The organism is Sphingopyxis sp. GW821-FHT10B01, assembly GCF_059415685.1.
The window spans coordinates 401,465-423,797 of sequence record NZ_JBWKNS010000005.1 but is presented as its reverse complement, the minus strand read 5'-3'; the positions used below and the strand labels follow the sequence as shown (position 1 = coordinate 423,797).

Sequence of the window (22,333 nt, the reverse complement as noted above, 5' to 3'; positions counted from 1 at the left end):
CTTCTCTATCCAGAGGCCGGGAAACGCCGTGGCGCCTTCGGAGCGGCTGGCCGCCCCCGCAAAAACAGATAAAATATTCTGGGGAGGATGAAAGATGCGCAAGCTTCAGCATGTGAGGATCCGGCCGTTCGCCAAGTCGCTCGCCCTGCTTCTGGCGGGCTGCGCGCTACCGGCGGTCGCGCAGGCACAGACCACCGACAAGCCATCGGCCGAGGCCGACGCGCAGCAGACGGGCATCGCCGATATCGTGGTTACCGCCGAGCGCCGCGAAAGCTCGGTGCAGGACACGCCGATCGCGATCAGCGCCTTCGGGGGCGATACGATCGCGGCCCAGGGCATCACCAATGTCGAAGGGCTGGCCCAGATCGCGCCGAGCCTCCAAATCTATTCCGAACAGATCAACAACGAAGAATATATCATTCGCGGTATCGGCAAGTCGAACGAAGATCTCACGACCGATAGCGGCGTCGCGGTCAACATCAACGACGCCTATATCGCGCAGTCGGGCGAGGCCAATGCGGCGCTGTTCGACATCGAACGCGTCGAGGTCCTGCGCGGCCCGCAGGGCACGCTATATGGCAAGAATGCCGTCGGCGGCGTGGTCAATATCATCACCCGCAAGCCGGGCGACGAGCTTGACGGTTATGTCACCGCCGAGCTCGGCGGGCTCGGACGGCGCCAGTTCGAGGCCGCGGTCAGCGCGCCGATCGTCGAGGACAAGCTCTCGGCGCGCATCGCGGGCTTCTCGCTCCATACCGATGGCGCCTATCGCAACCTCACGACCGGCAACCGTGCGAACGGCGTCGACACGCAGGCACTGCGCGGCTCGCTTCGCTTCACTCCCAGCGACGACTGGGAAATCAACCTCGTCGTCGACTATTCGAAGGTCGACCAGGACGGCGTGCTCAAGAGCGCGATCGTCGATGTCCCCGGCACGCCGCTCATCCTCAAGGATTTCTTCCAAGCGCCCTATCCGACGCAGGAAGAGAATATCCGCAGCGGCCGCAGCAACGTCGAGGGCGAGCAAGGCATTCGCCAGTGGGGCGGCGTGCTGCGCATCGACCGCTTCACCGGCGCGGGCACGATCTCGCTGCTTTCGGCTTATCGCGGCGAGCGCAGCTATAATGTCGAGGATGTCGACCGCACCGCCGCCGAACAGAACAACTTCGTCGCGACGCAGAAGACTTGGGCAACGAGCCAGGAACTGCGCTTCGTTTCCGACGACGCCGGGCCGTTATCGATGGGCGGACGGCTGCACTGGTCGGCGGGTCTTTACTGGTTCCACGAGGAGGGCTGGCGCGACCAGCAGATCTTCCTCTTCGGCTGCACGCCCGGCAGCCAGCCGTGCGATGCGAACACCCCCGACAACCCCGACGACGGGTTGATCGGCCCCGGCTCGCCCGATTATCAGAACAGCACCGCGAGCTTCCTCCAGCGCATCAACACCGACAGCTTCGCGGCGTTCAGCGAGGTCAAGTTCGACATCACCGACCAGCTCAGCCTGACCGGGGGCCTGCGCTATACCAATGAGACCAAGAAGTTCGGGCTCGATGCGACGTCGGTCGCCGCGGTGCCGGGTGGCGACCCCTTCTCGCTCTTCCTGCCCGAAGGTGATTTCCAGACGGTCCGGAAAAAGACGTGGACGAGTTTCACGCCCAAAGTCGTGATCGCCTATGAACCGACCCCAGATATTCACGCCTACGCAAGCTATGCGCGCGGTTTCAAAAGCGGCGGCTTCAACGGACAGGCCAGCGTTATTGCCGATACCGAGCCCTTCGAACCCGAAGTAGCCGACAATTTCGAGCTCGGTCTCAAGACCGATTTCTTCGATCGCCGGCTGCGGATCAATCTCGCCGCCTTCTATATCAAGTTCAACGATCTGCAGGTGACGGGCGTCAGCGAAGCGGGCACGATCATCACCAACAATGCCGCCGACGCACGGATCAAGGGTATCGAAATCGAGACGGTAATCCAGCCGTTCGAGGGGCTGACACTCAACGGCAGCCTGTCGCTGCTCGACCCGACCTTCCGCGATTATGCGATCGAAGTGTTCGACCCCTCGATCACCGACGGACCGCCCTTCTTCATCCTCAATCTCAACGGCGAGCGGCTGCCCAATATCCCCAAATATTCGGCGACCATCGGTGCCAATTACCAATATGAGATGGGCAACGGATCGAAAATCTATCTCGGTGCCGACGCGGCGTTCAAGGGCAATACGCTCACCAACGAACTGACACTCCGCGCGAATTCGCACACCGTCGTCAACGCGCGGGTCGGCTGGGCATCGGCCAATGGCCATTGGGACATCTCTGGCTGGGTTCGCAACCTGACGAACGAAACCTATTATGTCGGCGGCGGTGCGATCCCCGACTTCAACAAGACGATGACGCGCGTCGGGCTCGTCTCCGATCCGCGCAGTGCCGGGGTCACGGTGAAATTGTCCTTCGGCGGCTGACGCGGAAGGCGGCGGTCCCATCGCTTTCCCTGGGGAGGGAAGTGCGGGTGGCTCCGGTCCCGGCCGGCGCGGCTCTTCACTGCGACGGGACCGCCGATCCGCCTCGCGCCGCGCTCGCCGCGACGATATGAAAGAGAAATGACGATGCAGCCCGACACGGATTTTCTGCCAGCCGACCCGAAGCTGCTAAGGCTTCACCAGCGCCTCGCCACCTCGGGCGCGCGCGCGGCGCATGTCTTTGCGCTGGATGGCGGACTCTACCTCGCGGTTCCCGAGCTTTCGGAGGATGTCGAGGGGCAGGCGCCACACATGAACGCCGGCAATTCGGATATCGAGGCGCCGATCTATCGCTGGGCCGACGGAAGGTTCGTCGAAGATGTGCGGCTCCCCTGCCCCGCGGGCGAGGACGCGCAAATCTTCCATATGAACGGCGAAGCCTATCTCGCCTTCGCCAATCTGCGCACGGGAAGCGGCCCCTATGAAGCAAACACCAATTCGCTCATCTATCGCCGCGACGCCGGCGTCTGGGCGCTCGCGCACGAAATTCCGACTTATGGCGCCAAGCAATGGCATCACTTCGGCTTCGACGGACGGCATTTCCTTGCGCTCGCGCAGGGCCTCACGGTCCCGCACTATCAGCCGCTGGGGCATGGGCGCTCGGCGATCCTTGAATGGAAGAACGGCACGTGGGAGGAGATTCAGGTCCTCGGCGGGCGCTGGGGCTATAATTGGCAATATTTCGAGCTCGGCGGCCATCGCTTCCTCGCCTACGCCGACCATGTCTCCCCCAGCCTGATCTACCGCTGGGACGGTGCGGCCTTCGTTCCTTACCAGAGCTTCGCAGAAACGTCGGGACGCAGCTTCCTGCACTTTACCTACGAGGGAGAGGATTGGCTTGCCTTCGCGGCGATCGACGGCGCTTCGGCGCTCTTTCGCTGGAACGGCGAGCTGTTCTTGCAGCACCAGTCGCTCGGCGGCGCGGGCGGCCGCGAGTTCGAGCTGATCGATAGCCCGCACGGTCTGTTCCTCGTGCGCATCTGTTTCATCGAAGGCAGGCCCGCCGCGCCGAAGACCGATCTCACATCGCAGATCTTCGCTTGGCGGGAGGGCAAGTTCGAACTCGCCGAAGAATTTCCGACCTTCGGCGGCACCGACGCGTCCTTTTTCCGCGCCGACGGCAAGGATTATCTCGCGGTATCGAACAGCCTGACGCCCGATGTCCGGTTCCGGCAGGATATGGTGATATACCAACTGCAGCTCGACCGCGCCTGACCCGAGGACCGGACATGACTTACAAACCCCATCCCGACTTCCAGATGCTCTACGAACTGTTCACTTCGGCCGAGCACAGCATCGGGACGCATCTGCAGAAACAGCTCGGCGCGGTCCACGCCGATGATCCGCTGCTGGTGGTGACCGGAAGCGACCTCGTGCTCTTTCCCGGCTCGGGCCGCGCGCCGGTGACTGAAAGCTTCCGCCTCTCGACGCGCGGCTTCTTCGAACTGACCGGCATCTCGCACCTCGGGATCGCCATCCCCTATATCGCGCGGCTCAAGGCGACGGGCTTCGCCGGCTGGGAGGCCGATGCCCGCGCGCTGATCGACCAATGTCGCATTGTCCGCGCCGCGAACAGCGCCAGCTATTGGCGCGACGAAGTCGCGGTCGAGGCATGGCAAGGCCTCGAGCCGAAGATCGCCGATCTCGTCGACTATAGTTGCGCGGTCACCATCGATTATCTCGAGCGCGCATTCGATGATCCCAGGCTGCTCGAGTTCGATTATCTCGGCGCCAATCTGCTCGACGGCGACGGCCCCGACGCGCCGCCGGTGCCGATGAACGACATGATGGCGGCGACCTTCGCGCTCGTGTTTCTCGATACCGGCTTCCGGATCATGCGCTGGCTCGGCACTCAGGCGATCGACTGGGAGCGGCTGATGGTGATGATCAGCGGACGTGCCGGGCGGCCGACTGCGGGAGTGACCTGGCAGTCGAACAGCATGTGCCATCTTCTCTACAAGGCGTCGGACAAAAGACTCGATCCCCAGCGGCTGCTGATCGCGCCGCACGCGCCGCCGCTCGCGCTCGGCGATCTCGAAACCAGAGCCGATGCCGTCGAGGCCGAATATCGGCGCATCTGGTATCACAGCCGCTCGTCGGTCGAGATGAGCCGCCTGATGTGGCCCGACTATCCGGCGTTCGAAAAATCGGTAGAGCACCCGCCCGTCGTCGACCCCGGGACGCGGACGGTGAGCGAGATTCCAATGGTGCGTTCGGTGGACGACCGGCGCGCGATTATAACCCGGCTGCGCTATGTGATGGAGGATCCGTCGCAGCAGATCGCGATGGCCGGATCGCAGTTCATGATCGATCAGCTTTGCGCCAACGGGAACCGTCCCGAGCGCGTCGAAATCCCTGGTTTCACCCACGTCGACTATCCGCGCCTCTCCTGAGGAGGCCGGTCGCGATCGGGCTGCAGCCCTTTTCCCTTCCCCTCGCGTTGCCACGCGGGGCTCTTTTCGCGTCTCCGAAACGGGCGCAAAAACCGCAGAAAAAAGCCAAAAACGGCACATAATCATATTGACAATTGTTCATTATGACATCATTCCACTCCTATAAATCGCGGCCGCCAAAAGGCCGATTCGGAGGAGGGTGGAGATGAAGAAGGCCTTGTTGGCGACTACGGTCGCCTTGAGCTGCCTCGGGCCGCATGTGGCGCTGGCGCAAGACGCTGGGACGCCCGGCGCATCAGGCGGCGTGGAAGACATCATTGTCACAGCTCAGCGCCGGACCGAGCGCATGCAGGACGTCCCGATCGCGATCACTGCGCTCTCCGATGAAAGGCTCGCCGCGGCAGGCGTCACCGATGTCACCAAGCTCAATACGATCACGCCGGGCCTTTATATCCAGGCCTCGACCGGCTTCGTGCTGCCGCGCATCCGCGGGATCGGCACCTCGGCGGCGGGCGCCGGCCTCGAGAACTCGGTCGCGGTCTATATAGACGGCGTCTATCTCGCCTCGGGTTCGGGCTCGCTGATGTCGCTCAACAATGTCGAGCGCGTCGAAGTGCTCAAAGGACCGCAAGGCACGCTCTTTGGCCGCAATGCGACAGGCGGCCTGATCCACATCGTCACGCGCGAACCGACGCAGGATTTCGAAGCGCGCTTCTCGGCAGGCTATGGCAATTACGACACCTTCACCGGCGGCGCCTATATCGCGGGCGGCATCGGACCGAATCTTGCCGCCGACATCGCGGCGCAGGTGACCGCGCAGGGTGATGGCTATGGCGTCAATGTCGCGACCGGCAACGATGCCAACCGCAACAAATTCGACCTCGCGCTGCGTTCGAAATGGGTGTTCACGCCGACCGACGCGACCAAGGTTCAGCTCGCGCTCGACTATAACCGGCGGATCGGCAACGCCTCGATCAGCTCGTCGCAGGTGCCGGGGATCAAGCCGCTGTTCGGCCCCGCCTACGATATCGACACATGGGACATCAACGCCGACTTCGATCCTTATCAGCGCCTGACCGGTGGCGGCGTCAGCCTGAACATCGAGCAGGACCTTGGCGGCGTCCAGCTGCAGTCGATCACGGCGTACCGCAAGTCGCGCTACGACATCGGCTTCGACACTGACCTGACGCCGACACCCGCGCAGACGCTGACCTTCTCACGGCTCAACGACCGTCAGATAAGTCAGGAACTGAAGCTGCAATCGGATCCGGCCGCATCGATCCAATGGGTCGCCGGCGTCTATTATTTCAATGCGCACGCCGAACTCGATCCCAATATTCTCACGCTGTCGGGTCCGGCGATTCCGCCGCCGCCCGCGCCGCCGATCACGACGATCACCGGATACAGCAAGCTGACGACGCGCGCGTGGGCCGGCTATGCACAGGCCACCGTCCCGCTCGGCGAGCGGACCAAGCTCACCGGCGGATTTCGCTACAGCAGCGAGCGGCGAACGATCCATTCGACCGCGGCGGCGACATTGATCAACGGGTTCGTGATCGACCCCTTCGGCCCCGATGTCGACCAGAAGGAAAGCTTCTCGGCGCCGACCTGGCGGGTGTCGCTCGACCACAAGCTTGGTGACGATGCCCTCGTCTATCTGTCGTACAATCGCGGCTTCAAGAGCGGCGGCTATAACGCGCGCCTGCCCGGCTCTCCGGCGTTCAAGCAGGAAAAACTCGACGCCTATGAACTCGGCATCAAGTCCGACCTTATCGACCGGACCCTCCGTCTGAATGCCGCGGTCTTCTATTACGACTATCGCAACATCCAGGTCAGCCGTTTCGAACTCAATAACATCATCATCTACAATGGCGCTGCCGCCGAAATATACGGCATCGACATGGATCTCGAGCTGCGTCCCGCGCGCGGACTGGCGATCACCGCGGGGGTGAGCTTGCTTCACGACCGCTTCACCGACTTCCCCGACGCCGACCGCTACACGCCCAACCCGGCCGGCGGATCAATCCGCTCGACGGTGCCGGCCGACGGCAATCGCCTGCCGAGCACGCCCGATGCGACGGTCAACCTCAACCTTCATTACGACCATGAAACGAAGAGCGGAACCTTCGCCTTCGACCTTGGCGGCTACTACAACAGCGGCTTCTACGGGCAGCCCGACAATGTGCTCAAGCAGGACAAGTTCGTCACGATCGACGCGTCGATCGGCTGGCGCACCTCCGACGATCGTTACGGCGTTCGGCTGTGGGGGAAGAATCTGACCAATCAGGCGGTCGCGACCGCGCTCGGCCAGTCCGATACGTCGGCAATCATCCAGTATGACGCACCGCGGACCTACGGGGTCACGCTCAGCGCCAATTTTTAGACTTTGGAGATTTTCATGACGCGATATGGAAAGGGTTTGATCGTGGCAGGAATGTTGCTGGGAATGGGAACGGCATCATGCGCTGGCGGCAGCGAAGGCGCTAAGGTGGCCGAGATCGCCTGTCCCCCGACGCCCTTGCCACCCGGCATGCCGAGCATGCCGCCGATCCCGATGGCGACTTCGATCAAGCCGAGCGACACGAGCAGCAGTAATGTGATTAGGCCCGATCCTGCCGACCAGATCAAATGCGGCCGTACCGAGGTCACGAGCACCGACAATGTAGTGTTCGCCGAGGTTGCGGCGGCGGGAGGCGGCAACCGACCATTGGCACTCGATATCATCAAACCGGCGAAGCCCGGCCGCTATCCGCTCGTCGTCTATGTGACAGGCGGCGGCTTTGTCATCGCGCCGAAGGAGAACGGACTGAACCTGCGCCGCTATGTTGCAGAGCAGGGCTTCGTCGTCGCAAGCGTCCAGTATCGCACCGCGATGGACGGCGCCAATTATCGCGACGGGATCGCCGACGTGAAGGGCGCGATCCGCTATCTGCGCGCGCATGCCGCCGAATATGGCTTCGACCCCGACCATGTCGCGATATGGGGCGAGTCCGCCGGCGGCTATCTCGCGGCGATGGTCGGGTTGACCAATGGCGACAAGAGTTTCGAGCGCGGCAATAATCTCGATCAGAGCAGCGCCGTAGAGGCGGTGGTCGACAAATTCGGCACGTCGGACACGTCGGGCGTCGCCGAGGACTTCAATCCCGAAATGGCGATGTTCGCCGCGCCGGGCTCGCCGATCGCACGCTATCTGACCGAAGGCGGACAGACTTTCCCGCCCGCGTCGAACGCGCTCAACCATGTCGGAGCGGACAGCCCGCGCTTCCTCATCTTCCACGGTAGCCAGGATCGCATCGTCTCGCCGAGTCAGACGCTGAAGCTGCACGAGGCCCTGCGCGCCGCCGGACGACAGAGCACACGCTATGTGCTCGACGGCGCAGGGCATGGCGACCTCGCCTTCGCGGGCGATGCGGCGGCGGGACTGCCCTGGTCGACGAACGAGGCGATGGACATCATCGTCCGGTTCCTGCGTGATTCCAGATAGCAACGGCTCCCCGGCACGGCGTTCGGCCGTCCGACACTTCGCGGCAGGCGGGTTCGATCTTGCCTGCCGCGCCCTGTTGTCGGTGCTGTTTCTTGCCACCGGCATCGAAGGAGCCGCCGCACCGCTCGGCTTCGCGCACGGGCTCGAACAGATGGGCGTGCCCTTACCCGGCCTCGCGGCGGCCGCGAGTATCGCAGTCAACCTCGTCGCGCCGCTCGTGCTGATTTTCGATTTCAGGGGCTTCGGATGGGTCGCGGCGCTCTTGCTCGCCCTCTTCACCGCGATCACCATCCCCTATGGTCATCCCTTCTGGCTTTTCGACGAGCCCCGGCGCAGCGAAAGTTTTCACATCGCCGCCGAGCATCTCTCACTCATCGGCGGGCTTTTGCTGGCCAGCCTGACACTGCGCCGCGCGCGGCCGCGTATCTATCCGTCCGTCTGAACGCCGAGCACCGCGTCGCGAAGCTGCCCCGCGGGTGGCACCGGCAGGCGTATCTTGGCCAGCCGCTCGGCTTCGCCATCCTCGATGCCGAAAGAACGCATCAACATCTGCGCGCCGGCATTGATGTCCTTCGAGGTGATGCCGCTGTTCATACCACGCTGAACCAGCGCCGTTACGAGACCGTAGCCGAGTTCGAGCGCGACCTCGAGCGAGGGAACGCGAACGAGCCCCCTTTTCTGCGCCTGCTCGATATTGGCGCCGGCATGCTTGCGCATCGCCTCGGTCGGCGGGCCGATCAGCGGCAGGACGCGCAGCAGCACCTCGGCGCCGACACGGTCCGACGCGATACGCCCGATCGAGTAGCGGATGTTGCAGCAGATGCGCTCGATCGGGCTGTCGAGTCCGTCGAAATATGCCGATTGCTCGGCGTTGAGCTGGATGACCATGTGCGCCGCCATATCGCGTAGCATTGCGTCGAAAGTGGGGAAATAATTGTAGATCGACCCACGCGACAGACCGGCCTCGATCCGGACATCGTCGATCGTCGTCGCGTCGATCCCCCTCGCCTCGAATAGGCCGAAGGCGGCGGTCAGGATGCGGGCGCGCGTTTTTGCCCGCTTGAGGCGTGCGTTACGGGTTCGGAAATTTTCTTCGGTTTCCATCGGCTGCTTCGCAAGAGGCTGGGCCGATGCCTATCCCGTCAAAATGACAAAACGTCAACCTGAAGCATCGGCGGTGCTATCAATCTCCGCGATGATCGCGCCCGCTTCGGCAAAGGCGTGATTTGCGGCGGGAACGCCCGCATAGATCGCGGTCTGCATCAGCGCTTCCTTGAGTTCGTCGCGGGTGAAGCCGTTCCGCTCGAGACCGGCGCGAACGTGCAGCGCGAACTCCTCCCAGCGCCCGAGGCTCGCCGTTATCGCGATCACCAGCAGGCGGCGCGTGCGATCGTCGAGGCCGGGGCGTCCCCATATCTCGGCCCAGGCGATGCGCGTGATCATCGCTTGGAAATCGGCGTTGAACGGCGTGCGCGTAGCGAGCGCGCGGTCGACCCATTGGTCGCCAAGGACGCGTCGGCGATTGATCAGCCCTTCCTCGAACAGGAGGTCGGCAGCACCGGCGGCTTCGGGCCGCGCGGCATAAAAGGAGGTCAGCGCCGCAGCGAGCGCCGCCGGCGCCTCGATCGGCGGCAAATGTGCACTCTCCAGCGACCGGTGCCTGGCCCCCGCGATGTTCTCGGCAAGGCGGTCGCCATGGCCGGCGTAGGGCGTCGAGATATCGGCCGCACCCGTCACGACCAGCGTCGGCGCGGCGATGTCACCAAGGCGATCGATCAGCTCCATGTCGCGGATCGCCGCCCCCGCCGCGGCATAACCGGCGTCCGCCTGCGTAATGATCGCGCGCCTCAGGCCATCGGCGACTTCGGGATGATGGCGCGCAAAGGACGGCGACAGAAAGCGACCGATCGCGGCGTCGGCGATGGCGCCCGTACCTTCGCTGCGAACGGTCTCGATCCGCGCATCCCAGCCCGCACGATCCATGGCGGCCGAGGTGCAGATCAGCGCCAACGCCGCGACGCGCTCCGGATGGTCAAGCGCGAGCTGCATTGCGACCATTCCGCCGAGCGATACGCCCGCCACCGCGGCGCGGTCGATCCCGGCGTCGCCCATGATCGCTGCAACGTCGCTTGCGAGCATCGAGAGGACATAGTCGCCCGGGGGCACATCGGATGCGCCGTGACCGCGCAGATCGATGCGCAGCAGCCGGAAGGCCGGGAGAAGCAGCGGAACCATGGCATCCCACAATGTCATGTCGGTGCCGATAGAATGGAGTAGCACGAGCACCGGACGATCATCGGCCCCTTCCAGTCGCCAATAGAGCCGCACGCCGTTCCGGTTAGCAAAAGGCATTGTCAGCTCCGCCCGATATGCGCGACGAGCGCGGCCACGATCGCCTCGCTCTCGCCAATGTCCGCATCCTGCTCGCCCGCCGCGAGGTTGCGCGCAATCGCATTGGTGTCGATCTCGAGTCCCTCCGCAACGACGATCATCGCGGCAAGGCTTGCCGCGGCGAGCTGGAACAAGTCAGCAAGTACCGGCGCCTCGGCCTGCCAGCCGCCGAGCCCGCGCTCGGCTTCCTGCGGCAGGCCGCCGATTGCCGATGCGGCGAGGCCCGGCGCCCGGATCGCCGCCGACAGGGCGACCTGGCATCCCGTCGGATTGCGTTTGTGCGGCATCGCCGACGAGCCGCCGCGACCCGCGATCTCCGGTTCGCGCGCTTCGCCGATCCGGTCCTGCGACAGCAAGGCGATGTCGCGCGCGAGCTTGCCGATCGTCCCGGTCAGGATGGCGAGCGCGCCCGCAACACCGGCGACACCGGCGCGGCGGGCGTGCCAAGGCGCTCCGGCCGCAAGACCGAGGTCTGCCGCCATACGCGCCGCGATGGCGGCCCCCTTCGCACCAAGCCCGGCGCGTGTTCCCGCCGCTCCGCCCAGTTGCAGAACGGCGGCCGCCTTTACCTCGTACAGGAGGCGACGGCGGGCATCGTCGATCCCGGCGGCGGCTTGCGCGAAGCGAAGGCCGAAACCGATCGGGAATGCATCCTGCAGCAAGGTTCGGCCGAGCGCCGGCGTCGCGGCATGGTGGGCTGCGTGATCGCAGAGCGCGGCGCAGAGGCGCGCGGCATCGCGGTCCAAAATTTGTGCGGCCGCCTTCACCTGGAGCATGAGAACGGTATCGGCGACGTCCTGGCTGGTCGCACCGAGGTGCACCTTGGCAGCAATATCGTCAGGCAATTTTTCGCGGAGCCGACGCACCAGCGGGATAGCAAGCGTGCCCGCATGTGCAGCCTCCTCGGCGAGCGCCGCGGGATCGACGGTGAGCGCACTCGCGGCCTTGACGATCGTGTCCGCGACCGCGCGCACGATCAGCCCTTCGTCGGCCTCGGCGCGCGCGAGCGTTGCCTCGAAGGCGAGCGCATGGCCGATCGTCGCTGCGTCGGAGAAAATGCCGGCGATTTCGGGCGTGCTGCCCGGGCGGGTGCGCAGCAGGTCACTCACAGGTCGAAGAACACCGTTTCGCGGGCACCGCCAAGGTGGATGTCGAGCCACCATGCGCCGTCGGAGCCTTGCCTGGCGATCAGGCCATGACGGCGACTCTCGATGACCAGCGCAAGGACCGGATCGGTCGCATTGGCGGGATCGCCGTCGAAATAGAGGCGCGTCGGCAGCCGCTTGAGCAAACCGCGGCCGAATATCGAAAGCGCGACATGCGGTGCCTGCAGGCTGCCGTCCGGCCCCGGCACTCGCCCCGGCCGGATCGTGCGGAACCGCCAGATGCCGTCCTCATCGGTCGAGGAGCGCCCGAAACCGATGAAGCCCGGATCGAGCGGCACGTCGTCGCGCCGGTCGTCCGGGCTCGCATAGCGGCCTGCGGCATTGGCTTGCCAGAGTTCGACCATCGCGTCGGGAACCGGATTTCCCTCGGCGTCGAGCACATGGCCGGCGAGTTCCACAACATCGCCGCGCGGGGCATCGCGCGAAACCGGTTCGGCGAGCACATAATGATTTGGCGGAAAAAGTTCGGCGCGCGCGCCAAGGCCCGATACGCCGACAAGGTCCGCGCCGCCCTTCCACGGCAGGCCATAATGGAAGAAGGGGCCAACGGTTTGCGACGGCGTCTGTCCGAACAGCGCGGCATTGCGATTATCCTGCCGCGGCGCGGGTTCACGCGTCTCGAGGTCGTCAGTCACCATGGTCCTCCTCAAAGACGGTCGCGTCGCGTCCCTTGAGGATGATATCGAAAAGATAGCCAAGCGCCCAGCCCGGCTCGGTCGTCGCCATGTCGAGGCGGCTGACCATGCGCTGGCGATAGGGCATCGGCACCGCGTTGGCGATCGGGTCGATCTCGATCAGGGGATCGTCGGGAAAATACATCTGGGTCACGAGCCGGGTTGCGAACGCCGGGCCGAGCAACGACAGATGGATGTGCGACGGACGCCACGCATTTCGGTGATTGCCCCACGGATAGGCGCCCGGCCGCACGGTAACGAAGCGATAGCGCCCCTCGGCATCGGTGACGACCCGGCCCGCGCCGGTAAAATTGGGATCGATCGGCGCGTCCCAGCTGTCCTTGGCGTGGATATAGCGCCCTGCGGCATTCGCCTGCCATATCTCGATGACGCTGTTCGGCACCGGCCGCTTGTTCTCGTCGAGCACTTGCCCCGACACGACGATGCGCTGGCCGATCGGGGAGCCCGGCTTTCCTGCCGTGAGATCGGCGAGCGCCTCGCCCATTAACCGGTCCCAGCAGTCCGCAGGCCCGGTCGTCTCGGTCAGGGTGGGAGGGATCCGGACCGGCGGCAGCGTGGGCGAACGCAGGTGCGTCGAGCGATAGTCGGGAAAGAGCGACGGCGGTGCTCCCGCATCGTCGCCGCGATAGCCGGCGACGTCGGTCATGCGTCCGCCTCCAGCCGTTCGGTACTGAACGGGGCGCCCGTCAGGCGCCGGACCTCTTCGACCGTGACGCCCGGCGCGAGTTCGATCAGGACGAGCCGGCCCCGCGCCTTGTCGCAGGCGAAGACCGCAAGATCGGTGATGATCAGGTCGACGACGCCGGTTCCTGTCAGCGGCAAGGTGCAGCGTTCGAGGATCTTGGGCTCGCCTGCCCTCGTCACATGGTCCATGACCACGACGACGCGCTGGACCCCGGCGACAAGATCCATCGCTCCGCCCATGCCCTTGACCATCTTCCCCGGCACCGTCCAGTTTGCGAGATCGCCGTTCGTGGCGACCTCCATCGCGCCGAGCACCGCCATGTCGATATGGCCGCCGCGGATCATCGCGAAGCTGTCGGCCGACGAAAAGAAGCTCGATGTCGGCAGCGCGGTGATCGTCTGCTTGCCCGCGTTGATCAGGTCGGGGTCGGCCTCGCCCTCATAAGGAAAAGGCCCGATGCCGAGCATGCCATTTTCGGACTGGAGTGTCACCTCGAGCCCTGTGGGAACATGGTTGGCAACGAGCGTCGGAATGCCGATGCCGAGATTGACGTAGAAACCGTCTTGGAGTTCACGCGCCGCGCGCGCCGCCATTTCATCGCGGGTCCAGGGCATCAGGCGGCCTCCCTCGCGCGGGTCGTCAGCTTCTCGATCCGCTTTTCGTTGATCGTCGACAGGACGATCCGGTCCACATAGATGCCGGGCGTGTGAATGCAGTCGGGATCGAAACTCCCTTCGGGCACGATCTCCTCGACCTCGACGACGGTGACCTTCGCGGCGGTTGCCATGTTCGGATTGAAGTTCCGGGCGGTCTTGCGGAACATCAGGTTGCCGGCGGGATCGGCGCGCCACGCCTTGATGATCGCAAGATCGGCGCGCAGCCAGGTTTCGCGGACATACATCCGGCCTTCGAATTCCTCGACCGGCTTGCCCTCGGCGACAACGGTGCCGAAACCCGTTCGCGTGTAAAAGGCGGGAATGCCCGCGCCCCCGGCGCGGATCCGCTCGGCGAGCGTGCCCTGCGGATTAAGCTCGAGCTCGAGCTCACCCGAGAGATATTGGCTCTCGAACAGCTTGTTCTCACCCACATAGGAGGAGATCATCTTCTTCACCTGGCGGGTTTCGAGCAGCATCCAGAGGCCGAAGCCATCGGCGCCCGCATTGTTCGAGATCACCGTCAGGTCCCTCACGCCCGCCGCTCGGATTTCGGGGATCAGGCTTTCGGGATTGCCCGACAGGCCGAAGCCGCCCGACATGATCGTCATCCCGTCGAAGAGCAGCCCCACAAGGGCGGCTCCGGGGCCCGGATAGATTTTCCTGCTCATGCGTCCTCCAGCGGTAATCCGACATAATTTTCGGCAAGGCTGCGCTGCGCGGCGACCGATCCGCGCAGATAGGCGATCTCCGCTTGCTGGATCCGGCGTGCGAAGGGATCCAGGTCGGGAAAGCGGTGCGTGATAGATGTGAACCACCAGGAGAAGCGCTCGGCCTTCCACACACGCGCCAGTGCACGCGCCGAATAGCTATCGATTCCAGCTCCTGATCCCGTGCGGTAATAATCCAGAAGCGCTCCGGCGAGCATCGACACGTCCGACGCGGCAAGGTTCATGCCCTTCGCGCCCGTCGGCGGAACGATATGCGCGGCGTCACCGGCGAGGAAGAGGCGTCCCCAGCGCATTGGCTCGGACACGAAAGAGCGAAGCGGCGCGATCGATTTTTCGAAGCTCGGGCCGCGCATCACCTGCTGTCCGACCTCGGTGCCGAGACGCACGCACAACTCGTCCCAGAAGCGTTCGTCGGACCAGTCGGCGATATCCTCGTCAAGCCCGCACTGGATATAATATCGGCTCCGCGTCGGCGACCGCATCGAAGCGAGCGCGAATCCGCGTTCGTGGTTGGCGTAGATCAACTCGTGATCGACCGGCGTCACATCGGCCAAGATCCCGAGCCAGCCGAACGGATAGATGCGCTCGAAGGTCCGGCGGACGCGCTCGGGGATGCTGGTACGGCTGATGCCGTGATAGCCGTCGCAGCCAGCAACGAAGTCGCATTCGAGGCGGCGTTCAACACCGCTTTCCCGCCAGCGTACGGCCGGGCGCTTGCCGTCAATCCCTTCGAGTACGGCCTCCTCGGCATTCCAGACGATCTCGACGCCGCGGCCCTCGGCCGCGTCGAACAGGTCGCGCATCACTTCCTGCTGGCCATAGACGGTGACGGTCCGGCCGCCGGTCAGCGCCGCGAAATCGATGCGGAACATGTCGCCGTCGAGCGCGATGCGGGTGCCGTCGTGAACGAGGCCGTCGCGGTCGAGCCGGGCGGCGAGGCCAAGGCGGCGGAGGAGGTCGGCGGTCCCTTGTTCGAGCACGCCGGCGCGCACACGGCCTTCGACATAGGCGCGATCGCGGCGTTCGATGACGGTGGCTGCGATGCCTTCGGCGGCGAGCAGATGCGCGAGGAGCATGCCGGCTGGGCCGGCGCCGATGATGGCGACTTGCGTGCGCATGTGATCCTCTCTTCGACCTTTGCGGTTTCGGATCGGATGTTGGCGAAAGTGCCGCGTAGCGGCCATGGGGCAATTGCGCAAAAACTTGGATTATTCGAACATATTTGCTATTCGCTCCGGCGATGATGCAACAGGCGATCCCGAGCTTTTACCTCTATGGCGAGCCAAGCCGATCGGTCGATCCCGAGCTGATCCATGTCGAAACGCTCGACGACCGGTCGCGGCCGAACGAATGGACAATTCGCCCGCATTCGCATGCCGAACTGAATCATGTCTTCCTGATCATGGGCGGCGGCGGGACGATGCAGGTCGACGGGCGCGAGCTGGCGTTCGATGCGCCCGCGCTGCTGCTCGTTCCCGCAACGCTGGTGCACGGTTTCGGCTGGAAGCATGAATCGCACGGCTGGGTCGCGACGCTCGCCGATGCCGAGCGCGAGCGGCTGTTGGCAGGCAATCCCGAGCTTTCCGGCCTGTTCGCGGCAGCGCGCGCGATCCCGTTGTCGCAAGAGGATGCGTCGCGTGCCGAACAGCATATGGCGATGATGGCGCGCGAGCTTGGCTGGTCGCTGCCGGGACAGCGCACGGCGCTGCGCGCCGCGGTGCTCGACCTGCTCGTTCTGGCGCTGCGGGGGATCGCGGCCGCGCCGATGTTGTCGCCGCGCCCGCAGGCGGCGCTCGTCGCGCGTTTCCGGGACAGGGTCGAGCAACGCTTCCGGCTGCGCGAAGCGGTGCGCGACTATGCTGCGGCGCTCGGCGTCGGCGAGAACCGGCTGCGGACGGCGTGCACGCAAATCGCGGGGCTGCCGCCCGCGGCGATCATCGACCAGCGCAGCCTGCTCGAGGCCCAGCGCGCTTTGCTCTATTCGACGCTGCCGGTCAGCGAGATCGGCTATTCGCTCGGCTTTGCCGACCCCGCCTATTTCTCGCGCTTCTTCACCAAGAATATCGGTCGCTCGCCGCGCGCTTTTCGCGAGAGGCGTTAGCCCAGCGTTTCGCCCGCCATCACCGTGACCCGCTCGCCCGCGAAGTTGGCAAGATCGGCGCCGACCGCCGCATTTTCCGGACTCTTCATCGCGGCCTTGAAGCTGTCGGCGTCGGCGAAAGCCATCTCGACGAGGAGGTAGTTGCTAGGCTCGCCTACGAAAGTACGGTCGATCCGCGTCACCGTGGTGCTGACCAGACCGGGGATCTTTTCGACAAGCGGGAGGTGGACGCCGCGATAATGCGCCATGAAGGCGTCGACGTCCTCGGGCATCGTGTAGAGTGCTATCAACTTCTTCATCGAACGGTCTCCTCGAGTTTGCGGCGATCGAGTACACGCACCGCCTTGCCCGCCGAACGCGGGATCGCGCCGGGCGCGACGATTTCGGTTTGCGCCGAAATGCCGATCGCATCCTTGATGAACTGGCACAGCATCCGGTCTTGCCCGGCACTGTCGCCATCACCCCGCGCCTCGACGCGTACGCACATCTCGTCCATGCGGTCGGGGCGGCTGATTTCGATCTGGAAATGCGGCGCAAGACCGGGGCATTTCAATATCTGTTCCTCGATCTGGGTGGGGAAGACATTGACCCCGCGGATGATGAGCATGTCGTCGGAGCGGCCGGTAATCTTGGCCATCCGCCGCATCACCGTCTTGTCGCCCGGCAGCAGCCGCGTCAGGTCGCGGCTGCGATAGCGGATGATCGGCAACGCCTGTTTGGTCAGCGAGGTAAAGACGAGCTCGCCTTCCTCGCCGTCGGGAAGCACCTCGCCGGTCTCGGGATCGATCACCTCGGGATAGAAATGATCCTCCCAGATCGTCGGCCCCGAGGCCGATCCGACGAATTCCTGCGCGACGCCCGGTCCCATCACTTCGGACAGGCCGTAGATGTCGCTCGCCTCGATGCCGAATGCGCTCTCGATCTCGGTCCGCATCGCGTCGGTCCAAGGTTCGGCGCCGAAGATGCCGTAGCGGAGCGAGGTCGCGCGCGGATCGAGCCCCTGGCGGCGGAATTCGTCGAGGATCGCGAGCATATAGCTCGGCGTCACCATGATGACCTCGGGCGCGAAGTCGCGGATCAGCTGCACCTGCTTTTCGGTCTGGCCGCCCGACATCGGGATGACCGTACAGCCCAGTGCCTCGGCGCCATAATGCGCGCCGAGCCCGCCGGTGAACAGGCCGTAGCCGTAGGCGACATGCACCTTCATCCCCGGCCGGCCGCCGCCGGCATGGATCGAGCGCGCGACGAGGTTGCTCCAGGTGCGAATATCGTCGGCGGTGTAGCCGACGACGGTCGGCTGGCCGGTCGTTCCCGACGAAGCATGGATGCGCGAGACCTGTTCGGTCGGCACCGCGAACATGCCGAACGGATAATTGGCGCGCAGGTCGGCCTTGGTCGTGAAGGGCAGCTTCGCGATATCGGCGAGCGAGGCGATATCGCGTGGCGCCACTCCGGCGCGGTCGAAGGCGGCGCGGTAGTGCGGCGAATTGGCATAGGCATGCTGGACGGTCGATTGCAGACGATCGAGCTGCAGCGCCCGAAGCACCTTCGCGTCCACCGGCCCGAAGTCGATGCCCGCCATCGTATCAGACCGCGTTCATCGTCAAGAGGTCGTAGGTCGCGACCAGATCTTCGTCCTGATTGGTGATCGCTACGCCCCAGCGCACTTCGCCCATCTCGGCCGAGCGCCGCGTCTTCGCCTTGACCGTCAGCGCGACCTTGATCGCCTCGCCGGGCTTCACCGGCTTCACGAAGCGCAGCCCCTCGAGCCCGTAATTGGCAAGCACCGGCCCTTCCTCGGGCGAGACGAACAGCCCCGCGGCGAAGGAGAGCAGAAGATAGCCGTGCGCGACGCGGCCGCCGAAGATCGGGCTGCGCGCCGCGGCTTCCTCGTCCATATGCGCATAGAAAGTGTCGCCGGTGAAATGCGCGAAATGCTCGATATCGTCGAGGGTGACGGTGCGGGCATCGGTGTGAAGCGTGTAGCCCGGGTCGAGCTCGCCGAACCGCAGGCGGAAGGGGTGCGTGTCGCCCGTCGGCTGCGGCGCGCCGGGAAGATGGCGGCCGACGACCGCCGACAGCATCGCAGGCGAGCCCTGCAGCGCGCTGCGCTGCATATAATGTTTGACGCCTCTGAGGCCGCCCATTTCCTCGCCGCCGCCCGCGCGGCCGGGACCACCGTGGATCAGCATCGGGAGCGGCGATCCGTGCCCGGTCGACTCGCGCGCGCTGTCGCGGTCGATAAAGACCATCCGTCCATGGAAGGCGCCGGCGCCGACCACCATTGCGCGCACCACCGCCGGATCGTGGGTGAAGCAGGACAGGACGAGTGCGCCCTTGCCGCGGTTGGCGAGCGCGATCGCGTCGGCAAGATCACGATAGGGCATGAGCGTCGCGACCGGGCCGAACGCCTCGACATCGTGGACGACGTCGCTCGCCCACGGGTCGTCGGCGCGGAAGAGCAAAGGCGTCACGAAGGCGCCCGGTGTTTCCTCGTCGTCGATCGCGCCATGGACCAGCACGGCGGCCTCGCCGATCTGGCGCGCCTTGGCGCGCACATCGCCCTGCTGCGCGGCGCTGGCGAGCGCCCCCATCGTCACGCCCTCCTCTGCCGGATCGCCGACGACGATTTTGGCGAGCGCCGCGGCGAGCGCGGCCTGCGCGGCGTCGAGCTGCGCCGCGGGCACGATCGCGCGCCGGATCGCGGTGCATTTCTGCCCTGCCTTGACGGTCATTTCCTTGACCACCTCGGCGACGAACAGGTCGAATTCGGGCGAGCCCGCCACGGCATCGGGTCCGAGAATCGCGGCGTTGAGGCTGTCGCGTTCGGCGATGAAACGCACTGCCTCGCGCGCAATCACCGGATGGCCGGCGAGCTTTGTCGCGGTATCGGCCGAGCCGGTGAAGGAGACCACATCCTGCCCGGTCAGATGGTCGAACAGGTCGCCGACGGGGCCAACGATCAGTTGCGCCGCGCCCGGCGGAAGTGCGCCGGTTTCGATCAGGATCCGGAACGCCGCCTCGGCGACCTGTGCCGTCGCGGTCGCGGGCTTGACGATCACCGGGACGCCCGCGAGCAAAGCCGGGCCGAGCTTTTCGAGCATCCCCCAGACGGGAAAGTTGAAGGCGTTGATCTGCACCGCCGCGCCCTGCAGCGAGGTGTAGACATGCTGGCCCGCAAAGGTGCCGCGCTTGCCGATCGGCTCGAAATCGCCGTCGATCAGAACGACGTCGTCGGGCAATTCCTTGCGGCCGCGCGAGGCGAGCGCGAGCAAAGTCCCTGCCCCGCCCTCGATATCGATCCAGCTATCCTGCCGCGTCGCGCCGGTCGCCGCCGACAGCGCGTACAGCTCTTCCTTGCGCTCGATGATCGCAGCGCCGAGCAGCTTCAGCATCGCGGCGCGTTTCTGGAAGCTCAGCGCGCGGAGTGCGGCGCCGCCGACGCTGCGCGCGTGCCCCAGCATCGCGGCGAAATCGAGCCCTTCGCTGCCCGTGCGTGCGACCGTCTCGCCGGTCAGCGCCGAGCGGATGTCAGCGAGCTTGCCGTCCGCCTCGCGCCAGTTATCCGCCACATAGTTGCTCAGCAATCGCGTCATTGTCAGTCCTTCGTTTGAATCAGCGGCCGGTGAAGACCGGCGGGCGTTTCGCCATGAAGGCGGCGACGCCTTCCTGATAATCGGCGCTGTTGCCGAGGCTGCGCATGGCATCGCGCTCGAGGTCTAGTTCGTCCGCGAGCGAGTGCAGCGCGCTCTGGCGGATCAGCCGCTTGGTTTCGGCCAGCCCGCGCGTCGGGCCGGCGGCGAAGCGCGCCGCGAGCGCCGTGGCTTCCGCCATCAGCGCCTCGTCGTCGACGACCTTCCAGATCAGCCCCCAGCTTTCGGCTTTCTCGGCCGACAGCGGCTCGCCGGTGAGCCCGAGGCCGAGTGCGCGCGCCTGTCCGACCAACCGCGGCAGCACCCAGGTGCCGCCCGAATCGGGAATGAGGCCGATCGCGGCGAAAGACTGGATGAAACGCGCCGAGCGCGCCGCGATCACGATGTCGCAGGCGAGCGCGATATTGGCGCCCGCGCCCGCGGCGACGCCGTTGACCGCGCACACGACAGGCTTCGGCATGTCGGCGAGGCGGCGGATCAGCGGTGCATAATATCTTTCGACCGAGGCACCGAGGTCGACCGCGTCGCCCCCCGGCGCGACAGCGCGATCCGACAAATCCTGCCCGGCGCAGAAGCCGCGCCCGGCGCCGGTCAGCAATATGGCGCGAACACCGTCGTCGGCCTCGGCGAGCGCGAGCGCGTCGGCGAGTTCCTCGTGCATCGCAGCGGTGAAGGCGTTCAGCCGGTCGGGGCGCGACAGCGTGACCAGCGCGATGCCGTCGGTGCGATCAAATCCTATCGACTCATAGCTCATGGGGCATCCCCTCCATTAATAGGATGACCGGTCGGCTAATTATTTTCAAGCCCAATTTTTGAGTGCAATAATTCATTGACCGAATGGTCGGCTAATGATAGCCGGAGAGCCAAGGAGCTGGACGATGTACACAACCGAACTGCAGAAGGGCGCCGCCGCCGCTGTTATCGCTGACGAACCGCGCGAACTGGTCGCCGCCTTCGAGGCGCGGATCGCCGAGGACGCGTTCATCGAACCCAAGGACTGGATGCCCGAGGCGTATCGGCGAACGCTGATCCGTCAAATCTCGCAGCACGCGCACAGCGAAGTCGTCGGCATGTTGCCCGAAGGCAACTGGATCACGCGCGCGCCCTCGCTGCGCCGCAAGGCGGTGCTGCTCGCCAAGGTCCAGGACGAGGGCGGGCACGGACTCTATCTTTATTGCGCCGCCGAAACCCTGGGCGCAAGCCGCGGCGAGATGATCGACGCGCTGCATTCGGGGCGCGCGAAATACAGCACGATCTTCAACTATCCGACGCTGACTTGGGCCGACATCGGCGCGATCGGCTGGCTGGTCGACGGTGCCGCGATCATGAACCAGGTTCCGCTGCAGCGCGCGAGCTATGGCCCCTATGCGCGCGCGATGGTGCGCGTGTGCAAGGAGGAAAGCTTTCACCAGCGGCAGGGTTACGAGATCATGATGGTGCTGGCACAGGGCACCGACGAGCAGCGCGCGATGGCGCAGGATGCGCTCGACCGCTGGTGGTGGCCGGCGTTGATGATGTTCGGGCCGCCCGACGACAATTCGCCGAACAGTGAGCAGTCGATGCGCTGGCGGATCAAGCGCGACAGCAACGACGCGCTGCGCCAGAAATTCGTCGATGTGAGCGTGCCGCAGGCCGAATATCTGGGCCTTACCATTCCCGACCCCGATCTCCGGTGGAACGGGGACCGCGGCCAATATGATTTCGGCGCGATCGACTGGGAGGAATTCTACGCCGTGGTGCGCGGCGAAGGCCCCGTCGCGAAGGAGCGGATCGAGGCGCGCCGGAAGGCGTGGGACGACAATGCCTGGGTGCGCGAGGCGGCAGCGGCGCATGAGGCGCGCCGCGCGGCGCGAAAGGCGGCGTGAG

General features: G+C 65.2%; 21 protein-coding genes. 8 read left to right on the top strand and 13 right to left on the bottom strand.

The genetic code is table 11. The annotated features are described in order from the left end of the window. Positions 1-94 precede the first annotated feature (94 nt). The 4 genes from AC07NV_RS17345 to AC07NV_RS17330 all read left to right on the top strand — a co-directional run bounded on the left by AC07NV_RS17345 (position 95) and on the right by AC07NV_RS17330 (position 7,291). A complete protein-coding gene (locus AC07NV_RS17345) occupies positions 95-2,458 on the top strand; it encodes a TonB-dependent receptor (protein WP_495167630.1) in 2,364 nt (787 codons plus the stop codon). Between the two features lie 144 nt (positions 2,459-2,602). Next, positions 2,603-3,730: a hypothetical protein gene (locus tag AC07NV_RS17340; protein WP_495167629.1), complete on the top strand. Its 1,128-nt coding sequence runs from the start codon at positions 2,603-2,605 to the stop codon at positions 3,728-3,730. Between the two features lie 14 nt (positions 3,731-3,744). Further along, complete coding sequence (locus AC07NV_RS17335) at positions 3,745-4,908, top strand: DUF5624 domain-containing protein (protein ID WP_495167628.1); 1,164 nt, start codon at positions 3,745-3,747, stop codon at positions 4,906-4,908. Between the two features lie 205 nt (positions 4,909-5,113). Further along, the gene (locus tag AC07NV_RS17330; protein WP_495167627.1) at positions 5,114-7,291 is read left to right on the top strand and encodes a TonB-dependent receptor; all 2,178 of its coding nucleotides are present in this window, start codon (positions 5,114-5,116) and stop codon (positions 7,289-7,291) included. Here the strand turns inward: AC07NV_RS17330 and AC07NV_RS17325 are convergent. Further along, a complete protein-coding gene (locus AC07NV_RS17325; protein ID WP_495167626.1) occupies positions 7,288-7,479 on the bottom strand; it encodes a hypothetical protein in 192 nt (63 codons plus the stop codon). The two genes, AC07NV_RS17330 and AC07NV_RS17325, sit on opposite strands and share 4 nt — an antisense overlap. Here AC07NV_RS17325 and AC07NV_RS17320 point away from each other — a divergent pair. Both AC07NV_RS17320 and AC07NV_RS17315 read left to right on the top strand, forming a co-directional pair. Beyond that, a complete protein-coding gene (locus AC07NV_RS17320) occupies positions 7,463-8,392 on the top strand; it encodes an alpha/beta hydrolase fold domain-containing protein (RefSeq protein WP_495167625.1) in 930 nt (309 codons plus the stop codon). The two genes, AC07NV_RS17325 and AC07NV_RS17320, sit on opposite strands and share 17 nt — an antisense overlap. Further along, positions 8,292-8,834, top strand: a complete 543-nt coding sequence (locus AC07NV_RS17315; RefSeq protein WP_495167624.1) for a DoxX family protein — start codon at positions 8,292-8,294, stop codon at positions 8,832-8,834. Before AC07NV_RS17320 ends, AC07NV_RS17315 begins: the two co-directional genes overlap by 101 nt. On the opposite strand, the gene AC07NV_RS17310 is transcribed toward AC07NV_RS17315, so the two are convergent. From AC07NV_RS17310 to pobA, 8 genes are read right to left on the bottom strand one after another with little or no spacing between them, the layout of a single operon-like run. Next, positions 8,819-9,496: a TetR/AcrR family transcriptional regulator gene (locus tag AC07NV_RS17310; RefSeq protein WP_495167623.1), complete on the bottom strand. Its 678-nt coding sequence runs from the start codon at positions 9,494-9,496 to the stop codon at positions 8,819-8,821. The genes AC07NV_RS17315 and AC07NV_RS17310 overlap by 16 nt on opposite strands. A 54-nt stretch (positions 9,497-9,550) precedes the next feature. Continuing rightward, positions 9,551-10,744, bottom strand: a complete 1,194-nt coding sequence (gene pcaDC, locus AC07NV_RS17305) for a bifunctional 3-oxoadipate enol-lactonase/4-carboxymuconolactone decarboxylase PcaDC (RefSeq protein ID WP_495167622.1) — start codon at positions 10,742-10,744, stop codon at positions 9,551-9,553. 2 nt (positions 10,745-10,746) lie between these two features. After that, positions 10,747-11,892: a lyase family protein gene (locus AC07NV_RS17300; RefSeq protein ID WP_495167621.1), complete on the bottom strand. Its 1,146-nt coding sequence runs from the start codon at positions 11,890-11,892 to the stop codon at positions 10,747-10,749. Then, complete coding sequence (gene pcaG / locus AC07NV_RS17295; protein WP_495167620.1) at positions 11,889-12,587, bottom strand: protocatechuate 3,4-dioxygenase subunit alpha; 699 nt, start codon at positions 12,585-12,587, stop codon at positions 11,889-11,891. Before pcaG ends, AC07NV_RS17300 begins: the two co-directional genes overlap by 4 nt. Further along, entirely contained in the window at positions 12,577-13,290 is a 714-nt protein-coding gene (gene pcaH, locus AC07NV_RS17290) for a protocatechuate 3,4-dioxygenase subunit beta (protein ID WP_495167619.1), read from the bottom strand. The genes pcaG and pcaH overlap by 11 nt, the downstream gene beginning before the upstream one ends. Beyond that, the gene (locus AC07NV_RS17285; protein ID WP_495167618.1) at positions 13,287-13,943 is read right to left on the bottom strand and encodes a 3-oxoacid CoA-transferase subunit B; all 657 of its coding nucleotides are present in this window, start codon (positions 13,941-13,943) and stop codon (positions 13,287-13,289) included. Before AC07NV_RS17285 ends, pcaH begins: the two co-directional genes overlap by 4 nt. Further along, positions 13,943-14,653, bottom strand: a complete 711-nt coding sequence (locus AC07NV_RS17280; protein WP_495167617.1) for a CoA transferase subunit A — start codon at positions 14,651-14,653, stop codon at positions 13,943-13,945. The genes AC07NV_RS17285 and AC07NV_RS17280 overlap by 1 nt, the downstream gene beginning before the upstream one ends. Next, positions 14,650-15,831 (bottom strand): 4-hydroxybenzoate 3-monooxygenase, encoded by a 1,182-nt coding sequence (gene pobA, locus AC07NV_RS17275; RefSeq protein WP_495167616.1) that lies wholly within the window; start codon positions 15,829-15,831, stop codon positions 14,650-14,652. The genes AC07NV_RS17280 and pobA overlap by 4 nt, the downstream gene beginning before the upstream one ends. 104 nt (positions 15,832-15,935) lie before the next feature. Here pobA and AC07NV_RS17270 point away from each other — a divergent pair, with 104 nt between their 5' ends. Beyond that, positions 15,936-16,814: a helix-turn-helix domain-containing protein gene (locus AC07NV_RS17270; protein ID WP_495167615.1), complete on the top strand. Its 879-nt coding sequence runs from the start codon at positions 15,936-15,938 to the stop codon at positions 16,812-16,814. Here the strand turns inward: AC07NV_RS17270 and AC07NV_RS17265 are convergent. From AC07NV_RS17265 to paaG, 4 genes are read right to left on the bottom strand one after another with little or no spacing between them, the layout of a single operon-like run. Next, complete coding sequence (locus tag AC07NV_RS17265; RefSeq protein ID WP_495167614.1) at positions 16,811-17,113, bottom strand: EthD family reductase; 303 nt, start codon at positions 17,111-17,113, stop codon at positions 16,811-16,813. The genes AC07NV_RS17270 and AC07NV_RS17265 overlap by 4 nt on opposite strands. Further along, positions 17,110-18,396: a phenylacetate--CoA ligase PaaK gene (gene paaK / locus AC07NV_RS17260; RefSeq protein ID WP_495167613.1), complete on the bottom strand. Its 1,287-nt coding sequence runs from the start codon at positions 18,394-18,396 to the stop codon at positions 17,110-17,112. The genes AC07NV_RS17265 and paaK overlap by 4 nt, the downstream gene beginning before the upstream one ends. A 4-nt stretch (positions 18,397-18,400) precedes the next feature. Continuing rightward, positions 18,401-20,410 carry a phenylacetic acid degradation bifunctional protein PaaZ gene (paaZ, locus tag AC07NV_RS17255; RefSeq protein WP_495167612.1) on the bottom strand — a complete coding sequence of 670 codons (2,010 nt, stop codon included), beginning with the start codon at positions 20,408-20,410 and terminating at the stop codon, positions 18,401-18,403. A 19-nt stretch (positions 20,411-20,429) separates the two neighbouring features. After that, positions 20,430-21,221, bottom strand: coding sequence for a 2-(1,2-epoxy-1,2-dihydrophenyl)acetyl-CoA isomerase PaaG (paaG, locus tag AC07NV_RS17250; protein WP_495167611.1), 792 nt, complete (start codon positions 21,219-21,221; stop codon positions 20,430-20,432). Between the two features lie 124 nt (positions 21,222-21,345). Here paaG and paaA point away from each other — a divergent pair, with 124 nt between their 5' ends. Continuing rightward, a complete protein-coding gene (paaA, locus tag AC07NV_RS17245) occupies positions 21,346-22,332 on the top strand; it encodes a 1,2-phenylacetyl-CoA epoxidase subunit PaaA (protein WP_495167610.1) in 987 nt (328 codons plus the stop codon). Position 22,333 lies beyond the last annotated feature (1 nt).

Excerpts from the sequence above, each read along its gene's own strand:
- AC07NV_RS17345 (WP_495167630.1), top strand. The coding sequence starts at position 95 with ATGCGCAAGCTTCAGCATGTGAGGATCCGGCCGTTCGCCAAGTCGCTC.
- AC07NV_RS17340 (WP_495167629.1), top strand. The coding sequence starts at position 2,603 with ATGCAGCCCGACACGGATTTTCTGCCAGCCGACCCGAAGCTGCTAAGG.
- AC07NV_RS17335 (WP_495167628.1), top strand. The coding sequence starts at position 3,745 with ATGACTTACAAACCCCATCCCGACTTCCAGATGCTCTACGAACTGTTC.
- AC07NV_RS17330 (WP_495167627.1), top strand. The coding sequence starts at position 5,114 with ATGAAGAAGGCCTTGTTGGCGACTACGGTCGCCTTGAGCTGCCTCGGG.
- AC07NV_RS17320 (WP_495167625.1), top strand. The coding sequence starts at position 7,463 with ATGGCGACTTCGATCAAGCCGAGCGACACGAGCAGCAGTAATGTGATT.
- AC07NV_RS17315 (WP_495167624.1), top strand. The coding sequence starts at position 8,292 with ATGGCGACCTCGCCTTCGCGGGCGATGCGGCGGCGGGACTGCCCTGGT.
- AC07NV_RS17310 (WP_495167623.1), bottom strand. The coding sequence starts at position 9,496 with ATGGAAACCGAAGAAAATTTCCGAACCCGTAACGCACGCCTCAAGCGG.
- pcaDC (WP_495167622.1), bottom strand. The coding sequence starts at position 10,744 with ATGCCTTTTGCTAACCGGAACGGCGTGCGGCTCTATTGGCGACTGGAA.
- pcaG (WP_495167620.1), bottom strand. The coding sequence starts at position 12,587 with ATGGTGACTGACGACCTCGAGACGCGTGAACCCGCGCCGCGGCAGGAT.
- pcaH (WP_495167619.1), bottom strand. The coding sequence starts at position 13,290 with ATGACCGACGTCGCCGGCTATCGCGGCGACGATGCGGGAGCACCGCCG.
- AC07NV_RS17285 (WP_495167618.1), bottom strand. The coding sequence starts at position 13,943 with ATGCCCTGGACCCGCGATGAAATGGCGGCGCGCGCGGCGCGTGAACTC.
- AC07NV_RS17280 (WP_495167617.1), bottom strand. The coding sequence starts at position 14,653 with ATGAGCAGGAAAATCTATCCGGGCCCCGGAGCCGCCCTTGTGGGGCTG.
- pobA (WP_495167616.1), bottom strand. The coding sequence starts at position 15,831 with ATGCGCACGCAAGTCGCCATCATCGGCGCCGGCCCAGCCGGCATGCTC.
- AC07NV_RS17265 (WP_495167614.1), bottom strand. The coding sequence starts at position 17,113 with ATGAAGAAGTTGATAGCACTCTACACGATGCCCGAGGACGTCGACGCC.
- paaK (WP_495167613.1), bottom strand. The coding sequence starts at position 18,396 with ATGGCGGGCATCGACTTCGGGCCGGTGGACGCGAAGGTGCTTCGGGCG.
- paaZ (WP_495167612.1), bottom strand. The coding sequence starts at position 20,410 with ATGACGCGATTGCTGAGCAACTATGTGGCGGATAACTGGCGCGAGGCG.
- paaG (WP_495167611.1), bottom strand. The coding sequence starts at position 21,221 with ATGAGCTATGAGTCGATAGGATTTGATCGCACCGACGGCATCGCGCTG.
- paaA (WP_495167610.1), top strand. The coding sequence starts at position 21,346 with ATGTACACAACCGAACTGCAGAAGGGCGCCGCCGCCGCTGTTATCGCT.